Here is a 17,043-nt window from a genome sequence, read left to right on the forward strand (position 1 = left end):
CTTGTGTTGTACCTGTGGGAGCTGGCTTGCCGGCGATGGGCCGCTCAGCGGTTCAAGCTAACAATGAGGTAACACCGTGCACTCTACCGACGTGATCATCCTCGGCGCCGGCGCCGCCGGCCTGATGTGCGCACAGCTCAGCGCCCGCCGTGGCCGCCGGGTACTGGTGCTCGACCACGCCAACAAACCGGGCAAGAAAATCCTCATGTCCGGCGGCGGTCGCTGCAACTTCACCAACATGTATACCGAGCCAGGCAACTTCCTCTCGCAGAATGCACACTTCTGCAAATCGGCCCTGGCCCGCTACACCCAATGGGACTTCATCGAGCTGGTGTGCAAGCACGGCGTGGCCTACCACGAGAAGAAGCTCGGCCAGCTGTTCTGCGACAACAAGGCCAACGACATCCTCGACATGCTGCTGGCCGAATGCGACGAGGTCGGCGCCGAGATCCGCATGCACACCAGCATCGAGCAGATCGAGAAGACCGAAAGCGGCTACCTGCTGCAGACCAGCGGCGGCCAGTTCGCCTGCCAGTCGCTGGTGATCGCCACCGGCGGCCTTTCGATCCCGACCCTTGGTGCCACCGGCTTCGGCTACCAGGTGGCCCGCCAGTTCGGCCACACGCTGCTGCCGACCCGCGCAGGGCTGGTGCCGTTAACCATCACCGAGCCCCAGCTTAAGGCACTGTGCACCGAGCTTTCGGGCACTTCGCTGGATTGCACCGCCAGCTGCAACGGCACCAGCTTCCGCGAGAACCTGCTGTTTACCCATCGCGGCCTCAGCGGCCCGGCGATTTTGCAGATATCGTCGTTCTGGGAAGCCGGTGACACGGTCGAGATCAACCTGCTGCCCGACCGTGATGCACTGACCTGGCTGCAACAGATGCAAGCCGAACGCGCCAACGCCGAGCTGAAGACCGTGCTGGGCGAGGTGTTTACCCGCAAGCTGGCCAACCTGCTGGCCGAGCAGTGGTTCGAGTCCCGGCCCATGAAGCAGTACACCCCGGCAGAACTGGCACAGATCGCCGAGAAGCTGGCGAGCTGGCAGGTGGTGCCGGCCGGCACCGAGGGTTATCGCACAGCCGAAGTGACCCTGGGCGGCGTGGATACCCGCGAGGTGTCGTCCAAGACCATGGAATCGCTGAAGAGCCCCGGGCTGTATTTCATTGGTGAGGTGTTGGATGTGACTGGCCACCTGGGCGGTTTCAACTTCCAGTGGGCCTGGGCCTCCGCCAACGCCGCGGCGCAGTTCGTGTAGAGTAGAATCCATTCAGCAGCACGGAACGCTTCTTGCTGGCCGTGCTGCAATGCATTCCATTTGCTCACTGCCTAGCAGGCCATCATGTCATCGAGCTCGTTCCGTCAGTCACTGCGTCGCCTGTGGGGTCAAGACAAGTTCAGCTACAGCATCCGGGTCACCATCGCCCTCACCGGCAGCCTGGCCCTGTGCTGGTACCAGAACGAAATGGCCCTGCTGATTCCGCTGTTCCTCGGCATCATCGCCAGTGCCCTGGCCGAAACCGATGACAGCTGGCAGGGCCGCCTCAGCGCGCTGGCCGTCACCCTGGTGTGTTTTGCCATCGCCGCACTGGCGGTCGAACTGCTGTTCCCCTACCCGTGGGTATTCGCCATTGCCCTGGCCTTGGCGGCCTTCGGCCTTACCATGCTCGGTGCCTTGGGCGAACGCTATGGCGCCATCGCTTCAGCGACCCTGATCACTGCGGTGTACACCATGATCGGCGTGGACCAGCGCGGCGGCCAGGTCACCGACTTCTGGCACGAACCACTGCTGCTGGTGGCGGGTGCAGCCTGGTACGGGCTGCTGTCGGTGCTGTGGCAGGCGCTGTTTTCCAACCAGCCGGTGCAGCAGAGCCTGGCCAAGCTGTTCTTCGAGCTGGGCAGCTACCTCAAGCTCAAGGCCAGCCTGTTCGAACCCATCCGCACCCTCGACGTCGAAGCCAGGCGCCTGGAGCTGGCCCAGCAGAACGGCAAGGTAGTGGCGGCGCTCAACGCGGCCAAGGAAATCATCCTGCACCGGGTGGGCAACAGCCAGCCGAACTCCAAGGTCAGCCGCTACCTCAAGCTGTACTTCCTGGCCCAGGACATCCATGAACGGGTCAGTGCTTCGCACTATCCCTACAACGCCCTGACCGAGGCCTTTTTCCACAGCGACGTGATGTTCCGTTGCCAACGCCTGCTGCGCAAGCAAGGCTCGTCCTGCCAGGAACTGGCCCGCTCGATCCGCCTGCGCCAGCCATTCGTGCTGGCCAGCGGTTATCCCGAAGCCCTCGAAGACCTCAACGCCTCGCTGGAACACCTGCGCACGCAGAACAACCCGGCCTGGCGTGGCCTGTTGCGCTCGCTGCGCGCGCTGGCGGCCAACCTGGCGACGCTCGACCGCCTGCTCAGCGCCGCCAGCAACCCGGACAGCCTGGCCGACACCAGCGACAGCAGCCTCCTCGACCGCTCGCCACGCTCACTGAAGGACGTGTGGACCCGCCTGCGCACCCAACTGACTCCGACCTCGCTGCTGTTCCGCCATGCCCTGCGCCTACCCCTGGCGTTGTCGATCGGCTATGGCATGGTGCACCTGATCCACCCCACCCAGGGCTACTGGATCATCCTCACCACGCTGTTCGTGTGCCAGCCCAACTACGGCGCGACCCGGCGCAAGCTGGTGCAGCGGATAGCCGGCACCGCCGTCGGCCTGACAGTGGGCTGGGCATTGTTCGACCTGTTCCCCAACCCGATCATCCAGTCGTTGTTCGCAGTAGTCGCCGGGGTAGTGTTCTTCGTCAACCGCACCACCCGTTACACCTTGGCCACGGCCGCGATCACCCTGATGGTGCTGTTCTGCTTCAACCAGATCGGCGATGGCTATGGCCTGTTCCTGCCGCGCCTGTTCGATACCCTGGTCGGCAGCCTGATCGCCATTCTCGCGGTGTTCCTGTTCCTCCCCGACTGGCAGGGGCGGCGGCTGAACAAGGCGCTGGCCAATACGCTGGCCTGCGCCAGCGTGTACCTGCGGCAGATCATGCAGCAATATGCCCACGGCAAGCGCGATGACCTGGCCTACCGCCTGGCCCGGCGCAACGCCCACAACGCCGACGCGGCGCTGTCCACCACCCTGGCCAACATGTTGATGGAACCGGGGCATTTCCGGAAGGAGGCCGACGTCGGCTTCCGCTTCCTGGTGCTGTCGCATACCTTGCTCAGCTACCTCTCGGGGCTGGGCGCGCACCGCGACACGGCCTTGCCGGCGGAGGTGCAGGAGCAGTTGATCGAAGGTGCCGGGCAAAGCCTGGCCAGCAGCCTGGACGAGATTGCCAACGGCCTGGCCGCGCGGCTGCCGGTGGCGATTCACAGTGATGCCGAAGAAGCGCTGGCCAATGCCCTGGAGCAGATGCCGGAAGAGCTGGACGAGCACCAACGGCTGGTGCAGACGCAGTTGGCGTTGATCTGCCGGCAGTTGGGGCCGCTGCGGACCCTGGCCGCGCATTTGATCAAGGAAGGTGCACCGGCCTGAGTTGTATATCGCCTGTGCGGGCCACTTCGCGGGTAAACCCGCTCCCACAGGTATTACACAGGTCTTGAAACTGGTGGGGCTCCTGTGGGAGCGGGTTTACCCGCGAAGAGACCGGCACAGGCGATATAGATCAGAAACCATGCTGGCGCATGAGCCGCGCATAGCTGCCATCCGCCTTCATCGCCGCAATCGCCTGCTCGAAGCGCTCGACGATCCGCTCGTGCTCCGGGTTTTTCAGGCTGACCAGGATATGCAGGGTATTCTCCCCCAACGGTGGCTCCACCAGCATCACCCCATCGCGTACCTCCGGCAGTTCGCGCTGCAAGTTGTAACGGGCCACGTACTCGTCTTCCACCGCCAGGTCCACCCGCCCCGCCGCCAGCATGCGTACCGCAGAAGGAAAGTTGCGCACCGCCACCTTGTGCAGGCGGGTGTCGCGGTCGAACTCGGGGGAATAGGCGTAATCACGCACCACAGCGATACTGTACGGGTACAAGTCTGACTGGCGCTTGTAGCGAAACGCCTCGCCCTTGCGCTGCAGCAGGCGAATACGGTTGACCAGGTAGGCTTTGGAAAACTGCCCGATGCTGGCGCGCGAGTCGTTGTACCAGGCGTTGATCAACACGTCGTAACGCCCCTCGCTCACCCCCAGCAGAGCCCGCGCCCACGGTGCCTCTTCGACCCCGCTGGGGTAGCCGGCGCGGGCCAGTGCCGTGGTGACGAGGCTGGTCGCCAGGCCACCGCCCGGCATGTTGGCATCGGTGAACGGCGGCCAGCTGTCGGCCACCAGGCGCAGCTTTTCGCGACCCAGGGCGGGTGTTGCAAGCATTATCGCCAGCAATCCCAGAACACAAAACAGTGGCCGCATGCTCACGTCCTTTTGCAGTGGAGGGCACACACTGGCGATGAGATTACACAAAGCCGTTGCCGAGGGCAGCGGCCAATAGTGTCATTTAGCCTCTATTTTGGCCGTGACACATACATCATGCGATGATCGACGGCCCACCCAAGGAGTTCGCGCCAATGTCCATCGACTGGCTCTGCAAGCACCACACCGATCTTAGTAAGGACCAGCTCTACGCCATTCTGCAATTACGCACTGAAGTGTTCGTGGTCGAGCAACGCTGCGCCTATCAGGAAGTCGATGGCCAGGACCTGACCGGCGATACCCTGCACCTGATGGGCTGGCAGGATGACAAGCTGGTGGCCTACCTGCGCCTGCTAGACCCGCAATCCCAGGGCGGGGACGTGGTGATCGGGCGGGTGGTGACTGCACCTGCGGCACGTGAGCTGAAGCTGGGGCATACCTTGCTGCTCAAGGGGTTGGAGGCAGCGGAGCATTGCTGGCCGGGGGTGCCGGTCTATCTGTCGGCGCAGGCGCATTTGCAGGCGTTCTATGCCCGGCATGGGTTCGAGGTAGTGGGCGAAGAATATCTTGAGGACGACATTCCGCATATCGGGATGCGCAAGGGTTGAAATCGCCGGGGGGCTTCGCCCCCTCAGGGATACCCCAGCACTTCGCGAAGCTGCCGCAGGTGCTGGATGATCCACTGCTTGTCGATCGCCCCCCAGTCATGAATTCGGTAATGCCCGGCGTGGTTGCGCGCGCCTTCCTGCTGTTCGAACTCGCAGACGATATCCAGGTCGGCCAGCGCCGCAATGGTGTCCTGGGCGGTGCGCCGGGGCATGCCGGTGGCCTCCATCAGGGCCGGCACGCTGGTCGCGGTCTGGCTGTCGATCAGCCAGGCCACGTACAGGCGGCGGTAGAAGCTGCTCTTGGTCTTGCTCACTTCCATGCTGCGTGGTCCTTAACAGTTGCCCGGCAGCTCCCGATAGGTCAGGTAGACGCGCAGGTCGAATTCCAGTTGATGATAGTCCGGCTCCATGTGCTGGCAGAGCTGGTAGAACGCCTTGTTGTGGTCGCGCTCGCGCAGGTGTGCCAGTTCATGCACCACGATCATGCGCAAGAATTGCGGCGCGGCCTCCTTGAACAGCGAGGCAATGCGGATTTCCTTCTTCGCCTTGAGCTTGCCGCCCTGCACCCTCGATATCGCCGTATTCAGGCCCAGGGCCCGATGGGTCAGGTCGAGACGATTGTCGAACAGAACCTTGTCCAGGTTCGGCGCGCTGCGCAGGTATTGCTGGCGCAAATCCTGGGCATAGCCGTACAACGCCTTGTCGCTCTGCACGTCATGGCGGTCGGGGTAACGTCGCTGCAGGTACTCGCCGAGACGGTCGCTGTCGATCATCTGCCGCACCTGCTGCTGCAGGTGCGGTGGGTAGGCTTGCAAGTATCGTAATACGGTCATGGGGCTGCATTCGGTGTAACGAAAGCCGATTCTAGCCAATCATGGCCCCGGCCAGGAGAAAATTGCCGGGAAGCTGCTGGCATCCGTGGCGGTCATCGGGTATGCCACCAGGAACCCCTGCACGTACTCACAGCCATTGGCCTTGAGCCAGGCCGCCTGGGCCGGGGTTTCCACCCCCTCGGCGATTACCGTGATGCTGTAGTCGGCGCACAGGCCGATGACGCTGCGCACCAGCGCGGCATCCTCCGCCGAGTCGGGCAGGCGCGCCACCAGGTGGCGGTCGAGCTTGAGGGTATCGATCGGCAGGTCGCGCAACATGCGCAACGAACAGTCGCCGGCACCAAAGTCATCCAGCGCCACCCGCACCCCCAGCTCGCGCAAACGATGTATCTGCTTCACCGCCGCATCGATGTTGTACATCAGCGAGGTTTCCGCCACCTCTACTTCCAGCTGCGCCGGGTCCAGCTGGTAAAGCTGGATGACCCGGTGCAGTTCGTCGACCAGGCTGGGCATGGCGAACTGCGCGCGGCTCAGGCTGATACCCAGCACCAGGTCCGCCGGGAAACGCTGGCACCAGGCCTGGCGCTGAGCCGCGCCCTGGCGGTAGATCCAGCTGGCCAGGCGGTTGATCAGGCGCGCCTCTTCCAGCAACGGGATGAACAGCCCCGGCGGAACGTCGCCGACACTGGGATGCTGCCAACGCAGCAAGGCCTCGAAGCCACGCAGGCGGCCATCGTTGAAGCCAACCTGCGGCTGGTAAACCAGAGTGAAGTCTTGTTGCTCCACGGCCGCGCGTACACTGTCCTCGAGCATCAGCCGCGAACGCGCCCGACCATTGAGCTCCTGATCGTAGAAGCGATACTGCTGGCGCCCGGCTTGCTTGGCCGCGTACATAGCCGCATCGGCCGCACGCAAGAGGCCTTCGACATTGGCGCCGCAATCCGGATAGGTGGCGATGCCGATGCTCACACCAAGGCTCACATCCAGCCCTTCCACCTGGTGGCTGATGGAAATGCGCTCCAGCAACCGCTCGGCATAGCGCCCGGCCTGCTCCGGGTAAGGCAGGCTGTCGAACAGCGCGGTGAACTCGTCGCCGCCCATGCGCGCCAACAACGCTTCACTGCCCAGGCAATCCTTGAGCTGTTCGGCCACCCAGTGCAGCACCCGGTCGCCAGCGTCGTGGCCGAGCGAGTCGTTGATGCGCTTGAAGCCATCCAGGTCCATGTACATCAGTGCCTGCGCCTTGTCCGAGCGCTCGTTGCGCAGCAGTGCACCTTCGGCGGCCTGATAGAACCCGCGGCGGTTGAGCAAGCCGGTAAGCGGGTCGGTGACGGCCTGGTATTCCAGCTGCTGGTGCAGGTTGCGCACCACCGACATGTCCAGCACGGTAACCACCATGGCTTGCTGTTCTGTCGGCAGCGGTGCACAAGACAACGCGACCGGCACCAGCTCGCCGCCAAGGGTGCGCAACTGGGCATCGTGCACGCGGAAGATGCGCCGCCCCAGGTAGGCCTGGTAGAACTCCGATTCGCTCCACAGGCTGGCACTGGCCAGTTGCACCAGGTCGAGCAGTTGTGCGCCCTGCAACTGCTGCACCGGAGCTGACAACAAACGGGAAATGGCCGGGTTGGCAAAGCTGATGATGCCCTGGGCATCCACTACCAGAATCCCCTCGGCAGCGTTCTCCAGGATCGACGCGTTGAACGCCCTGGCCGCTTCCAGCTCACGGGTCAGGCGCTGCAGCATGCGTCGGTTGCGCTGCTGGTCAAGCAGAGCCTGGACCTTGGGCTTGAGAATCTGCGGGTCGAAAGGTTTGAACATGTAGTCCACGGCGCCGCTGGCGTAGCCCTTGAGCACGGCCGCTTCGGACTGTTCATTGGCGGTGAGGAAGATGATCGGGGTCAGCCTGGTACGCTGGCTGCCGCGCATCAGCCGGGCGACTTCGAAGCCGTCCATCTCCGGCATCTGTACATCCAGCAGGACCAGGTCGACATCATGCTCGAGCAACGCGCTCAGGGCTTCCATCCCCGAGCTTGCCGTCAGCACCTGCCAATCCTGGCGGGCCAGCAATGCCCGCATGCTGATGAGGTTTTCGGGGTAATCGTCTACCACCAGAAGAACCGAGCAGCCATCCAGTGGCTGAGGTTGGGGGTGAGGGTGAGCGCCATCCATGCTGCTTCTCTATTATGTGACCGACTTCAAGATACGGTTGGATCCACTAGTACTCTAGACCTGAGCGGATAACACGCAATGCAATCAGAACGCTATCAGTGCCTCAACTATACGGTAGCCGACTAACGGTCGCTTTGCCGGCACAGGCATGAGGTTCTAACACCCAAAAATGAAAAAACCCGCATCGCTGCGGGCTTTTTCATTAATGCCAGAAGATTAGTTGACCTTGGCGGCCAGCTCACCTTTCAGGTAGCGCTGGTACATGCCTTCCAGGGAGATCGGCTTGATCTTCGAGGCATTGCCAGCGGTGCCGAAGGCTTCGTAACGGGCGATGCACACGTCACGCATGGCCTTGACGGTTTCACCGAAGAACTTGCGAGGGTCGAACTCGCTCGGGTTCTGCGCCATCAGGCGGCGCATGGCACCGGTGGAAGCCAGACGCAGGTCGGTATCGATGTTGACCTTGCGCACGCCATGCTTGATACCTTCGACGATTTCCTCGACCGGTACACCGTAGGTTTCCTTGATGTCGCCGCCGTACTGGTTGATGATTGCCAGCCACTCTTGCGGTACCGAGGACGAACCGTGCATCACTAGGTGGGTGTTCGGGATGCGCTTGTGGATTTCCTTGATGCGGTCGATGGCCAGCACGTCACCGGTTGGTGGCTTGGTGAACTTGTAGGCACCGTGGCTGGTACCGATTGCGATCGCCAGGGCGTCGACCTGGGTCTTCTTGACGAAGTCGGCAGCCTCTTCCGGGTCGGTCAGCATCTGGCTGTGGTCCAGCACGCCTTCGGCGCCAATGCCGTCTTCTTCACCGGCCATGCCGGTTTCCAGCGAACCCAGGCAGCCCAGCTCGCCTTCTACCGAAACGCCGCAGGCGTGTGCCATGGCAACGGTCTGCTGGGTAACGCGGACGTTGTACTCGTAATCGGTCGGGGTCTTGCCGTCTTCACCCAGCGAGCCGTCCATCATCACCGAGCTGAAGCCCAGCTGGATAGAGCGTTGGCAGACGTCAGGGCTGGTGCCGTGGTCCTGGTGCATGCACACCGGGATATGCGGGAATTCTTCGATGGCCGCCAGGATCAGGTGACGCAGGAACGGGGCACCGGCGTATTTGCGAGCACCGGCCGAGGCCTGCACGATCACCGGGGAGTCGGTCTTGTCGGCCGCTTCCATGATGGCGCGCATCTGCTCGAGGTTGTTGACGTTGAAAGCTGGTACGCCGTAACCGAACTCGGCGGCGTGGTCCAGCATCTGGCGCATGCTAATGAGTGCCATTGTGTATCTCTCTCCCGACAAGCGTCGTTTGTTTCGTGCAAGCCTGCCGCAGGGGCGGTTGCTGTTCAAGTAGTGTGGGCCACCCTCGCGGCCCGGCCAGTCACGGTGCCTTGCAGCCCCGCCCAATCAGATCGTTGGTTGCCACCCAGTACACCAGGCCTTCTTCGCCCTTGGTGTGGAAGGCCAGCATGCCATCGCTGTACAGCGCACCCGAAGCACCCGGCTCGGCCTTGAGCCGGTAGACCTGGTCGCCGCCACCAAGGCGCACATCGACCTGGTCGCGCTGCGCATCGGCGAAGCGCCACAGCACCTCCGCCTGGGTGTCGCAGACCCAACGGGTCCAGTCGTCTGCCGGGGCGGGTTGCGCCGGCTTCAGCAGCGAGCATCCTGCCAGTGTCGCCAGGGCCGTCACGGCCAAAAGCGCTTTCATTACATATCCTCTAGATGACCACGCAGCGGTCGCTTGGTTGCCCGCCCCGACGAAATGCCGGACTCAAGGACAACCCGGTGCCTTGCGCTGGTGGTCTTCGTCGTACTTTTCCAGGCCTTCCGGGCCCACGCGCTTGCTGATGACCGGCACGGTCTCGGCCTGCCACTCGGACTGGTAGCAACCGCCCTTGGGCGGCTGCGCCGTGTCGGCATCCGAGGCCGGGCCGCCAGCGCATGCGCTCAGCAGGCCAGCCAGCATCATCACAGGCAATTGCTTGACCATCAGGCCGCTCCCTTTGCCAAGCGCCGCCGTCATCAGGCCTTGGCCCGCTCTTCCAGGATTGCCACGGCCGGCAGGACCTTGCCCTCGACGAACTCGAGGAAGGCGCCACCACCGGTAGAAATGTAGGAGATATCGGCGCCAACGCCATATTTGTCGATGGCTGCCAGGGTGTCACCGCCACCGGCGATGGAGAACGCGGCGCTGTCAGCGATGGCCTTGGCCAGCACTTTGGTGCCGTTGCCGAACTGGTCGAACTCGAATACGCCGACCGGGCCGTTCCACAGGATGGTCTTGGACGACTTCAGCAACTCGGCGAATTGGGCTGCGGTTTTCGGGCCGATGTCCAGGATCATGTCGTCAGCGGCAACGTCGGCAATGGCCTTTACGGTGGCTTCGGCGCTCTCGGCGAACTCCTTGGCAACCACCACGTCGACCGGCAGAGGCACACTGACCTTGGCGGCGATGGCCTTGGCTGTTTCGACCAGGTCAGGCTCGTACAGCGACTTGCCCACCGGGTGGCCGGCTGCGGCCAGGAAGGTATTGGCGATACCGCCACCAACGATCAGCTGGTCGCAGACCGAGCTCAGGCTGTTCAGCACGTCCAGCTTGGTGGAGACCTTGGAGCCGGCAACGATGGCTGCCATCGGCTTGGCCGGGGCCTTCAGGGCCTTGCCCAGGGCGTCCAGCTCGGCTGCCAGCAGCGGGCCGGCAGCAGCGACCTTGGCGAACTTGGCAACGCCATGGGTCGAACCTTCTGCACGGTGGGCAGTACCGAAAGCGTCCATGACGAACACGTCGCACAGGGCTGCGTACTTCTGCGCCAGCTCGTCGGCGTTTTTCTTTTCGCCCTTGTTGAAGCGCACGTTCTCGAACAGCACCAGGTCACCAGCCTTGACCTCGACACCATCCAGGTAGTCGGCGACCAGCGGAACATCGCGGCCCAGGGCCTTGCTCAGGTAGTCGGCGACCGGTTTGAGGCTGTTCTCGGCAGAGAACTCACCCTCTGTCGGGCGGCCCAGGTGCGAGCAGACCATTACCGCCGCGCCCTTCTCCAGGGCCAGCTTGATGGTCGGCAGCGCTGCCAGGATACGCGCGTCGCTAGCTACCACACCGTCCTTCACAGGCACGTTGAGGTCTTCGCGGATCAGTACGCGCTTACCTTGCAGGTCGAGGTCGGTCATCTTCAACACGGTCATGAATGCAGTCCTTCAGGGCTGTTTGTTGCGGGTTGGGTGGACGACGTGCAGATAGTGTTCGGCAACGTCGAGCATACGGTTGGCGAACCCCCATTCGTTGTCGAACCAGGCCAGCAGGTTCACCAGGCGGGGGCCGGAAACACGGGTCTGACTGGCATCGACGATCGCCGAGTGCGGGTCATGGTTGAAATCACAGCTGGCGTGGGGCAACTCGGTGTAGGCCAGCAAGCCTTTCAGCGGGCCTTCCAGCGCCGCCTCGCGCAGCACCCGGTTGACTTCGGCCGCGCTGGTATCGCGGGCGGTCTGCAGGGTGATGTCCAGGCACGAGACGTTGACGGTCGGTACGCGTACCGCTTTGGCCTGGATTCGCCCGGCAAGTTCCGGAAGCAGGCGCTCGATGCCACGCGCCAGACCAGTGGACACCGGGATCACCGACTGGAAGGCCGAACGCGTGCGGCGCAGGTCTTCGTGGTGGTAGGCGTCGATCACCGGCTGGTCGTTCATCGCCGAGTGGATAGTGGTGATCTGCACATACTCGATGCCGAATGCCTGGTCCAGTACACGCAACAGCGGCACGCCGCAGTTGGTGGTACACGAGGCGTTGGACACCAGGCGCTCGTTACCGGTCAGGCAGGCCTGGTTCACGCCATAGACCACCGTGGCATCGACGTCGGCCTCGCTGGCCATCGGCTGTGAGAACAGCACCCGCGGCGCGCCGGCATCGAGGAAGCGCTGGCCATCGGCGCGGGTGTGGTAGGCGCCGGAGCACTCCAGCACCAGGTCGATGTCCAGGGCGGCCCAGTCGATGCCTTCCGGGGTGGCACTGCGCATCACCTTCACGCAGTCACCATTGATATGCAGACAGTCACCATCGACCTTCACCTCACCGGGGAAACGCCCATGGGTGGAGTCGAAGCGTGTCAGGTATTCCAGGCTGGCCTGGTCGGCCAGGTCGTTCAGCGCGACGATCTCGAAACCGGCCTTTGCCCCCCGCTCGAACAGCGCGCGCAGGACACAGCGGCCGATACGGCCATAACCGTTGAGTGCAACTTTGTAGGGACGCAGGTGGGGCATAGGTAGCTCTTGAACTCCGGCAGTTGAACGGGGCCGCTGCGCAGCCCATTCGCGGCACAAGGCCGCTCCTACAGGGGACGGCGTACGCAATACCCTGTAGGAGCGGCCTTGTGCCGCGAACGAGGGCCAAGGGCCCTCGCCTTCCTTGTATCAGTCTTCCAGCAGCTCTTCAGCAGTACCGAGGATGTTCTCCAGGGTGAAGCCGAACTCTTCGAACAGTGCCGAAGCCGGCGCCGACTCACCGTAGGTGGTCATGCCGATGATACGACCTTCCAGGCCGACGTACTTGTACCAGAAGTCGGCGTGAGCGGCTTCGATGGCAATGCGCGCCCCCACTTCCAGTGGCAGCACGGACTGCTTGTAGGCAGCGTCCTGGGCATCGAACACGCTGGTGCACGGCATGGAAACCACACGCACCTTGCGGCCTTGTTCGGTCAGCTTGGCGTGCGCCTGAACAGCAAGGCCCACTTCGGAACCGGTGGCGATCAGGATCAGCTCAGGCTCGCCGGCGCAATCCTTGAGCACGTAGCCGCCACGGCTGATGTCGGCGATCTGCTGGGCGTTGCGGTCCTGGTGCTGCAGGTTCTGGCGCGAGAAGATCAGAGCCGAAGGGCCGTCCTTGCGCTCCAGGGCGTTTTTCCAGGACACGGCGGATTCCACCGCATCGGCTGGGCGCCAGGTGTCCAGGTTCGGCGTGCTGCGCAGGCTGGTCAGCTGCTCGATCGGCTGGTGAGTCGGGCCGTCTTCGCCCAGGCCGATGGAATCGTGGGTGTAGACGTGGATCACGCGCTGCTTCATAAGCGCCGACATGCGCACGGCGTTGCGGGCGTATTCCATGAACATCAGGAAGGTCGCGCCGTAAGGCACCAGGCCACCGTGCAGGGCAACGCCGTTCATGATGGCGGTCATGCCGAACTCGCGCACGCCGTAGAACACGTAGTTGCCGCTGGCGTCGTTGGCTTCGACACCCTTGCAGCCCTTCCACAGGGTCAGGTTGGAACCGGCCAGGTCGGCCGAACCGCCGAGGAACTCCGGCAGCAGTGGGCCGAATGCGTTCAGGGCGTTCTGGCTGGCCTTGCGGCTGGCGATGGTTTCACCCTTGGCGGCCACTTCGTTGATGTAGGCCTGGGCTTTCTCGCTGAAATCGGCAGGCAGGTCACCGGCGGCGCGGCGCTTGAACTCGGCAGCCAGCTCCGGGTAGGCCTTGGCGTAGGCGTCGAAGCGCTGGTTCCAGTCGGCTTCGGCCTTGGCACCGGCAGCCTTGGCGTCCCACTCGGCGTAGATCTCGGCCGGGATTTCGAACGGGCCGTGGTTCCAGTTCAGTTCCTTGCGGGCCAGGGCGATTTCGTCGTTGCCCAGCGGTGCGCCGTGGCAGTCTTCCTTGCCCTGCTTGTTAGGCGAGCCGAAACCGATGATGGTCTTGCAGCAGATCAGGGTCGGGCGATCGCTCTTGCGAGCGGTCTCGATGGCGGTCTTGATCTCGTCGGCGTCATGGCCGTCGACGTTGCGGATCACCTGCCAGTTGTACGCTTCGAAACGCGCCGGGGTGTTGTCGGTGAACCAGCCGTGCACTTCGCCGTCGATGGAAATGCCGTTGTCGTCGTAGAAGGCGATCAGCTTGTTCAGGCCCAGGGTGCCGGCCAGCGAGGCGACTTCGTGGGAGATACCTTCCATCATGCAGCCGTCGCCGAGGAACACGTAGGTGTTATGGTCGACGATGGTGTGGCCGTCACGGTTGAACTGGGCGGCGAGCACTTTTTCGGCCAGGGCGAAGCCCACGGCGTTGGCGATACCCTGGCCGAGCGGGCCGGTGGTGGTCTCGACGCCCGGGGTGTAGCCGTATTCCGGGTGGCCCGGGGTGCGGCTGTGCAGCTGGCGGAAGCCTTTGATGTCATCGATGGTGACGTCGTAGCCGGTCAGGTGCAGCAGCGAGTAGATCAGCATCGAACCGTGGCCGTTGGACAGCACGAAGCGGTCACGGTCGGCAAAGTTCGGGTTGCTCGGGTTGTGCTTCAGATAGTCGCGCCAAAGCACTTCGGCGATATCCGCCATGCCCATGGGGGCACCTGGGTGGCCGCTGTTGGCCTTTTGCACGGCATCCATGCTGAGGGCACGAATGGCGTTGGCACGTTCACGACGGCTGGGCATCGCTGATCTCCTGGGGGGCTTGAATAGGTGGTGTCACGAAAAAGGCGGCCATTTTCGCCCACTGGGGGGGCTTGGGGCAATGACGTATGGTCGCAGTCGGGGGATTTTCCTCTGATTGGCACTGATTTCGGGTAAAAATCCGGGGAACGGTGCTGGCTTCTTCGCGGGCTCGCCCGCTCCCACAGGTTCGGCACAGTTCCCAAGCCCCGTGATGAATCTGTGGGAGCGGGCGAGCCCGCGAAGAGGCCAGCAATGGCAGCCTCGCCCTCCGCCCATCAGCCAATATCAAAACTTTTTGATATTGGCCTTGCTAGGGCAACGATGCCTGTCTAGACTGCCGCACCATGAACCTCCGTGCGCAATCGATCCCCGAGCAACGCGAAGCATTGGCTGCCTTGTGCAAAGCCAGTGGCGACGAGTTGCGCCTGAACGTATTGCGCGCCCTGGCCAACGACTCGTTCGGCGTGCTGGAGCTGGCGCAAATCTTCGACGTGGGCCAGTCGGGCATGAGCCACCACCTGAAGGTGCTGGCCCAGGCCGAGCTGGTGGCGACCCGTCGCGAGGGCAATGCCATCTTCTACCGCCGCGCCCTGCCCGACAGCCTGCGCCTGGGCGGTCGGCTGCACGCGGCGCTGCTCGAAGAGGTGGATGACCTGGCCCTGCCGCCCGACGTGCAGGCACGCATCGCCCAGGTGCAGCAACGCCGCGCAGCCACAAGCCAGGACTTCTTCCTGCGCGTGGAAGAAAAATTCCGCGCACAGCAGGACCTGATCGCTGGCCTGCCGCAGTACCGCGAAAGCCTGCTGGCGCTGCTCGACAAACTGAATTTCGACCCGGCCGCCAGCGCCCTGGAGGTCGGCCCCGGTGACGGTGGATTCCTGCCCGATCTGGCCCGGCGCTTCGCCCAGGTCACCGCCCTGGACAACAGCCCGACCATGCTCGAGCTGGCGCGCCAGGTGTGCCAGCGCGAAGGGCTCGACAACGTGAACCTGCAGTTGGCCGATGCACTGGGTGCAACGGATGTGGCCGCCGACTGCGTTGTGCTGAACATGGTGCTGCACCATTTCAGCGACCCGGCCCTGGCCTTGCGCCAGCTGGCCAAACGGGTGAAGGCAGGCGGCAGCCTGCTGGTAACCGAACTGTGCAGCCATGACCAGGGGTGGGCGCGCGAAGCCTGCGGCGACCTGTGGCTTGGCTTCGAACAGGACGACCTGGCCCGTTGGGCCAATGACGCCGGGCTGGCCCCCGGGGACAGCCTGTACGTGGGCTTGCGTAACGGTTTCCAGATCCAGGTCCGCCATTTCCAGCGGACGGCTGGCGACATACACCATCGGTAAATTTCAGGAACCTTCGAGATGAGCGAATACTCCCTTTTCACCTCCGAGTCCGTGTCCGAAGGGCATCCGGACAAGATCGCCGACCAGATTTCGGACGCCGTCCTTGATGCCATCATCGCCCAGGACAAATACGCCCGCGTAGCCTGCGAAACCCTAGTCAAGACCGGTGTCGCCATCATCGCCGGCGAAGTCACCACTTCCGCCTGGGTCGACCTGGAAGAGCTGGTACGCAAGGTCATCATCGACATCGGCTACAACAGCTCCGACGTCGGTTTCGACGGCGCCACCTGCGCCGTGATGAACATCATCGGCAAGCAGTCGGTGGACATCGCCCAAGGCGTAGACCGCTCCCGTCCGGAAGACCAGGGCGCCGGTGACCAGGGCCTGATGTTCGGCTACGCCAGCAACGAAACCGACGTGCTGATGCCAGCACCGATCTGCTTCTCGCACCGTCTGGTCGAGCGCCAGGCCGAAGCGCGCAAATCGAAACTGCTGCCATGGCTGCGCCCGGACGCCAAGTCGCAGGTAACCTGCCGTTACGAAAATGGCAAGGTGGTCGGCATCGACGCCGTGGTGCTGTCGACCCAGCACAACCCTGAGGTTTCGCAGAAAGACCTGCAGGAAGCCGTGATGGAGCTGATCGTCAAGCACACCCTGCCTGCCGAACTGCTGCACAAGGGCACCCAGTATCACATCAACCCGACCGGCAACTTCATCATCGGCGGCCCGGTGGGTGACTGCGGCCTGACCGGGCGCAAGATCATCGTCGACTCCTACGGCGGCATGGCCCGCCATGGTGGTGGCGCGTTCTCTGGCAAGGACCCGTCCAAGGTCGACCGTTCCGCCGCCTACGCCGGCCGCTACGTGGCCAAGAACATCGTCGCCGCCGGCCTGGCCGAGCGTTGCGAGATCCAGGTGTCGTACGCCATCGGCGTGGCCCAGCCGACCTCCATCTCGATCAACACCTTCGGTACCGGCAAGGTCTCCGACGACAAGATCATCCAGCTGGTGCGCGAGTGCTTCGACCTGCGCCCTTACGCCATCACCACCATGCTCGACCTGCTGCACCCGATGTACCAGGAAACCGCTGCCTACGGCCACTTCGGCCGTACCCCGCAGCAGAAGACGGTCGGCGACGACACCTTCACCACCTTCACCTGGGAACGCACCGACCGCGCCCAGTCGCTGCGTGACGCTGCCGGTCTGTAAGTTTTCCTGCAGCGGAAACTGAAAGCCCCTGCCGAGCGATCGGCAGGGGCTTTTTTGTGACATATGGGCTGACAAACGC

Annotated in this window: 15 protein-coding genes; 5 read left to right on the plus strand and 10 right to left on the minus strand. The window is 63.5% G+C overall.

The genetic code is table 11. From position 1 onward, the window contains the following. Positions 1–76: 76 nt before the first annotated feature. Entirely contained in the window at positions 77–1,258 is a 1,182-nt protein-coding gene (locus V3314_RS01385; RefSeq protein WP_046613395.1) for an NAD(P)/FAD-dependent oxidoreductase, read from the plus strand. Between the two features lie 84 nt (positions 1,259–1,342). Next, a complete protein-coding gene (yccS, locus tag V3314_RS01390; RefSeq protein ID WP_046613397.1) occupies positions 1,343–3,526 on the plus strand; it encodes a YccS family putative transporter in 2,184 nt (727 codons plus the stop codon). A gap of 130 nt (positions 3,527–3,656) precedes the next feature. Here the strand turns inward: yccS and V3314_RS01395 are convergent, their stop codons facing one another. Next, positions 3,657–4,394: a transporter substrate-binding domain-containing protein gene (locus V3314_RS01395; protein ID WP_046613399.1), complete on the minus strand. Its 738-nt coding sequence runs from the start codon at positions 4,392–4,394 to the stop codon at positions 3,657–3,659. Positions 4,395–4,549: 155 nt separating this feature from the next. Here V3314_RS01395 and V3314_RS01400 point away from each other — a divergent pair, with 155 nt between their 5' ends. Beyond that, complete coding sequence (locus V3314_RS01400; protein WP_046613401.1) at positions 4,550–5,002, plus strand: GNAT family N-acetyltransferase; 453 nt, start codon at positions 4,550–4,552, stop codon at positions 5,000–5,002. 23 nt (positions 5,003–5,025) lie between these two features. Here V3314_RS01400 and V3314_RS01405 read toward each other — a convergent pair whose 3' ends face one another. From V3314_RS01405 to tkt, 9 genes are all read right to left on the minus strand, one after another. After that, the gene (locus V3314_RS01405; RefSeq protein WP_046613403.1) at positions 5,026–5,322 is read right to left on the minus strand and encodes a winged helix-turn-helix domain-containing protein; all 297 of its coding nucleotides are present in this window, start codon (positions 5,320–5,322) and stop codon (positions 5,026–5,028) included. 12 nt (positions 5,323–5,334) lie between these two features. After that, positions 5,335–5,835, minus strand: coding sequence for a M48 family metallopeptidase (locus V3314_RS01410; RefSeq protein WP_024087829.1), 501 nt, complete (start codon positions 5,833–5,835; stop codon positions 5,335–5,337). A 39-nt stretch (positions 5,836–5,874) separates the two neighbouring features. Further along, the gene (locus V3314_RS01415) at positions 5,875–8,007 is read right to left on the minus strand and encodes an EAL domain-containing protein (protein ID WP_046613406.1); all 2,133 of its coding nucleotides are present in this window, start codon (positions 8,005–8,007) and stop codon (positions 5,875–5,877) included. Between the two features lie 216 nt (positions 8,008–8,223). Next, positions 8,224–9,288 (minus strand): class II fructose-bisphosphate aldolase, encoded by a 1,065-nt coding sequence (fba, locus tag V3314_RS01420; protein ID WP_016501943.1) that lies wholly within the window; start codon positions 9,286–9,288, stop codon positions 8,224–8,226. A 100-nt stretch (positions 9,289–9,388) separates the two neighbouring features. Next, positions 9,389–9,718 (minus strand): MliC family protein, encoded by a 330-nt coding sequence (locus V3314_RS01425; protein ID WP_013974499.1) that lies wholly within the window; start codon positions 9,716–9,718, stop codon positions 9,389–9,391. A gap of 63 nt (positions 9,719–9,781) precedes the next feature. After that, entirely contained in the window at positions 9,782–10,033 is a 252-nt protein-coding gene (locus V3314_RS01430; protein ID WP_046613408.1) for a hypothetical protein, read from the minus strand. After that, positions 10,033–11,196, minus strand: a complete 1,164-nt coding sequence (locus V3314_RS01435) for a phosphoglycerate kinase (RefSeq protein WP_046613409.1) — start codon at positions 11,194–11,196, stop codon at positions 10,033–10,035. Before V3314_RS01435 ends, V3314_RS01430 begins: the two co-directional genes overlap by 1 nt. A 12-nt stretch (positions 11,197–11,208) precedes the next feature. After that, complete coding sequence (gene epd, locus V3314_RS01440; protein ID WP_013974502.1) at positions 11,209–12,270, minus strand: erythrose-4-phosphate dehydrogenase; 1,062 nt, start codon at positions 12,268–12,270, stop codon at positions 11,209–11,211. A 150-nt stretch (positions 12,271–12,420) separates the two neighbouring features. Then, positions 12,421–14,418: a transketolase gene (tkt, locus tag V3314_RS01445; RefSeq protein ID WP_046613410.1), complete on the minus strand. Its 1,998-nt coding sequence runs from the start codon at positions 14,416–14,418 to the stop codon at positions 12,421–12,423. A 344-nt stretch (positions 14,419–14,762) separates the two neighbouring features. Here tkt and V3314_RS01450 point away from each other — a divergent pair, with 344 nt between their 5' ends. Both V3314_RS01450 and metK read left to right on the plus strand, forming a co-directional pair. Further along, positions 14,763–15,755 carry a metalloregulator ArsR/SmtB family transcription factor gene (locus V3314_RS01450; RefSeq protein WP_046613411.1) on the plus strand — a complete coding sequence of 331 codons (993 nt, stop codon included), beginning with the start codon at positions 14,763–14,765 and terminating at the stop codon, positions 15,753–15,755. 18 nt (positions 15,756–15,773) lie between these two features. Continuing rightward, complete coding sequence (gene metK / locus V3314_RS01455) at positions 15,774–16,964, plus strand: methionine adenosyltransferase (RefSeq protein ID WP_015272060.1); 1,191 nt, start codon at positions 15,774–15,776, stop codon at positions 16,962–16,964. Positions 16,965–17,043 lie beyond the last annotated feature (79 nt).

The sequence above is a fragment of the Pseudomonas sp. TE3-3-F2023 genome, assembly GCF_036784815.1.
Taxonomy (GTDB): Bacteria; Pseudomonadota; Gammaproteobacteria; order Pseudomonadales; family Pseudomonadaceae; genus Aquipseudomonas; species Aquipseudomonas pudica.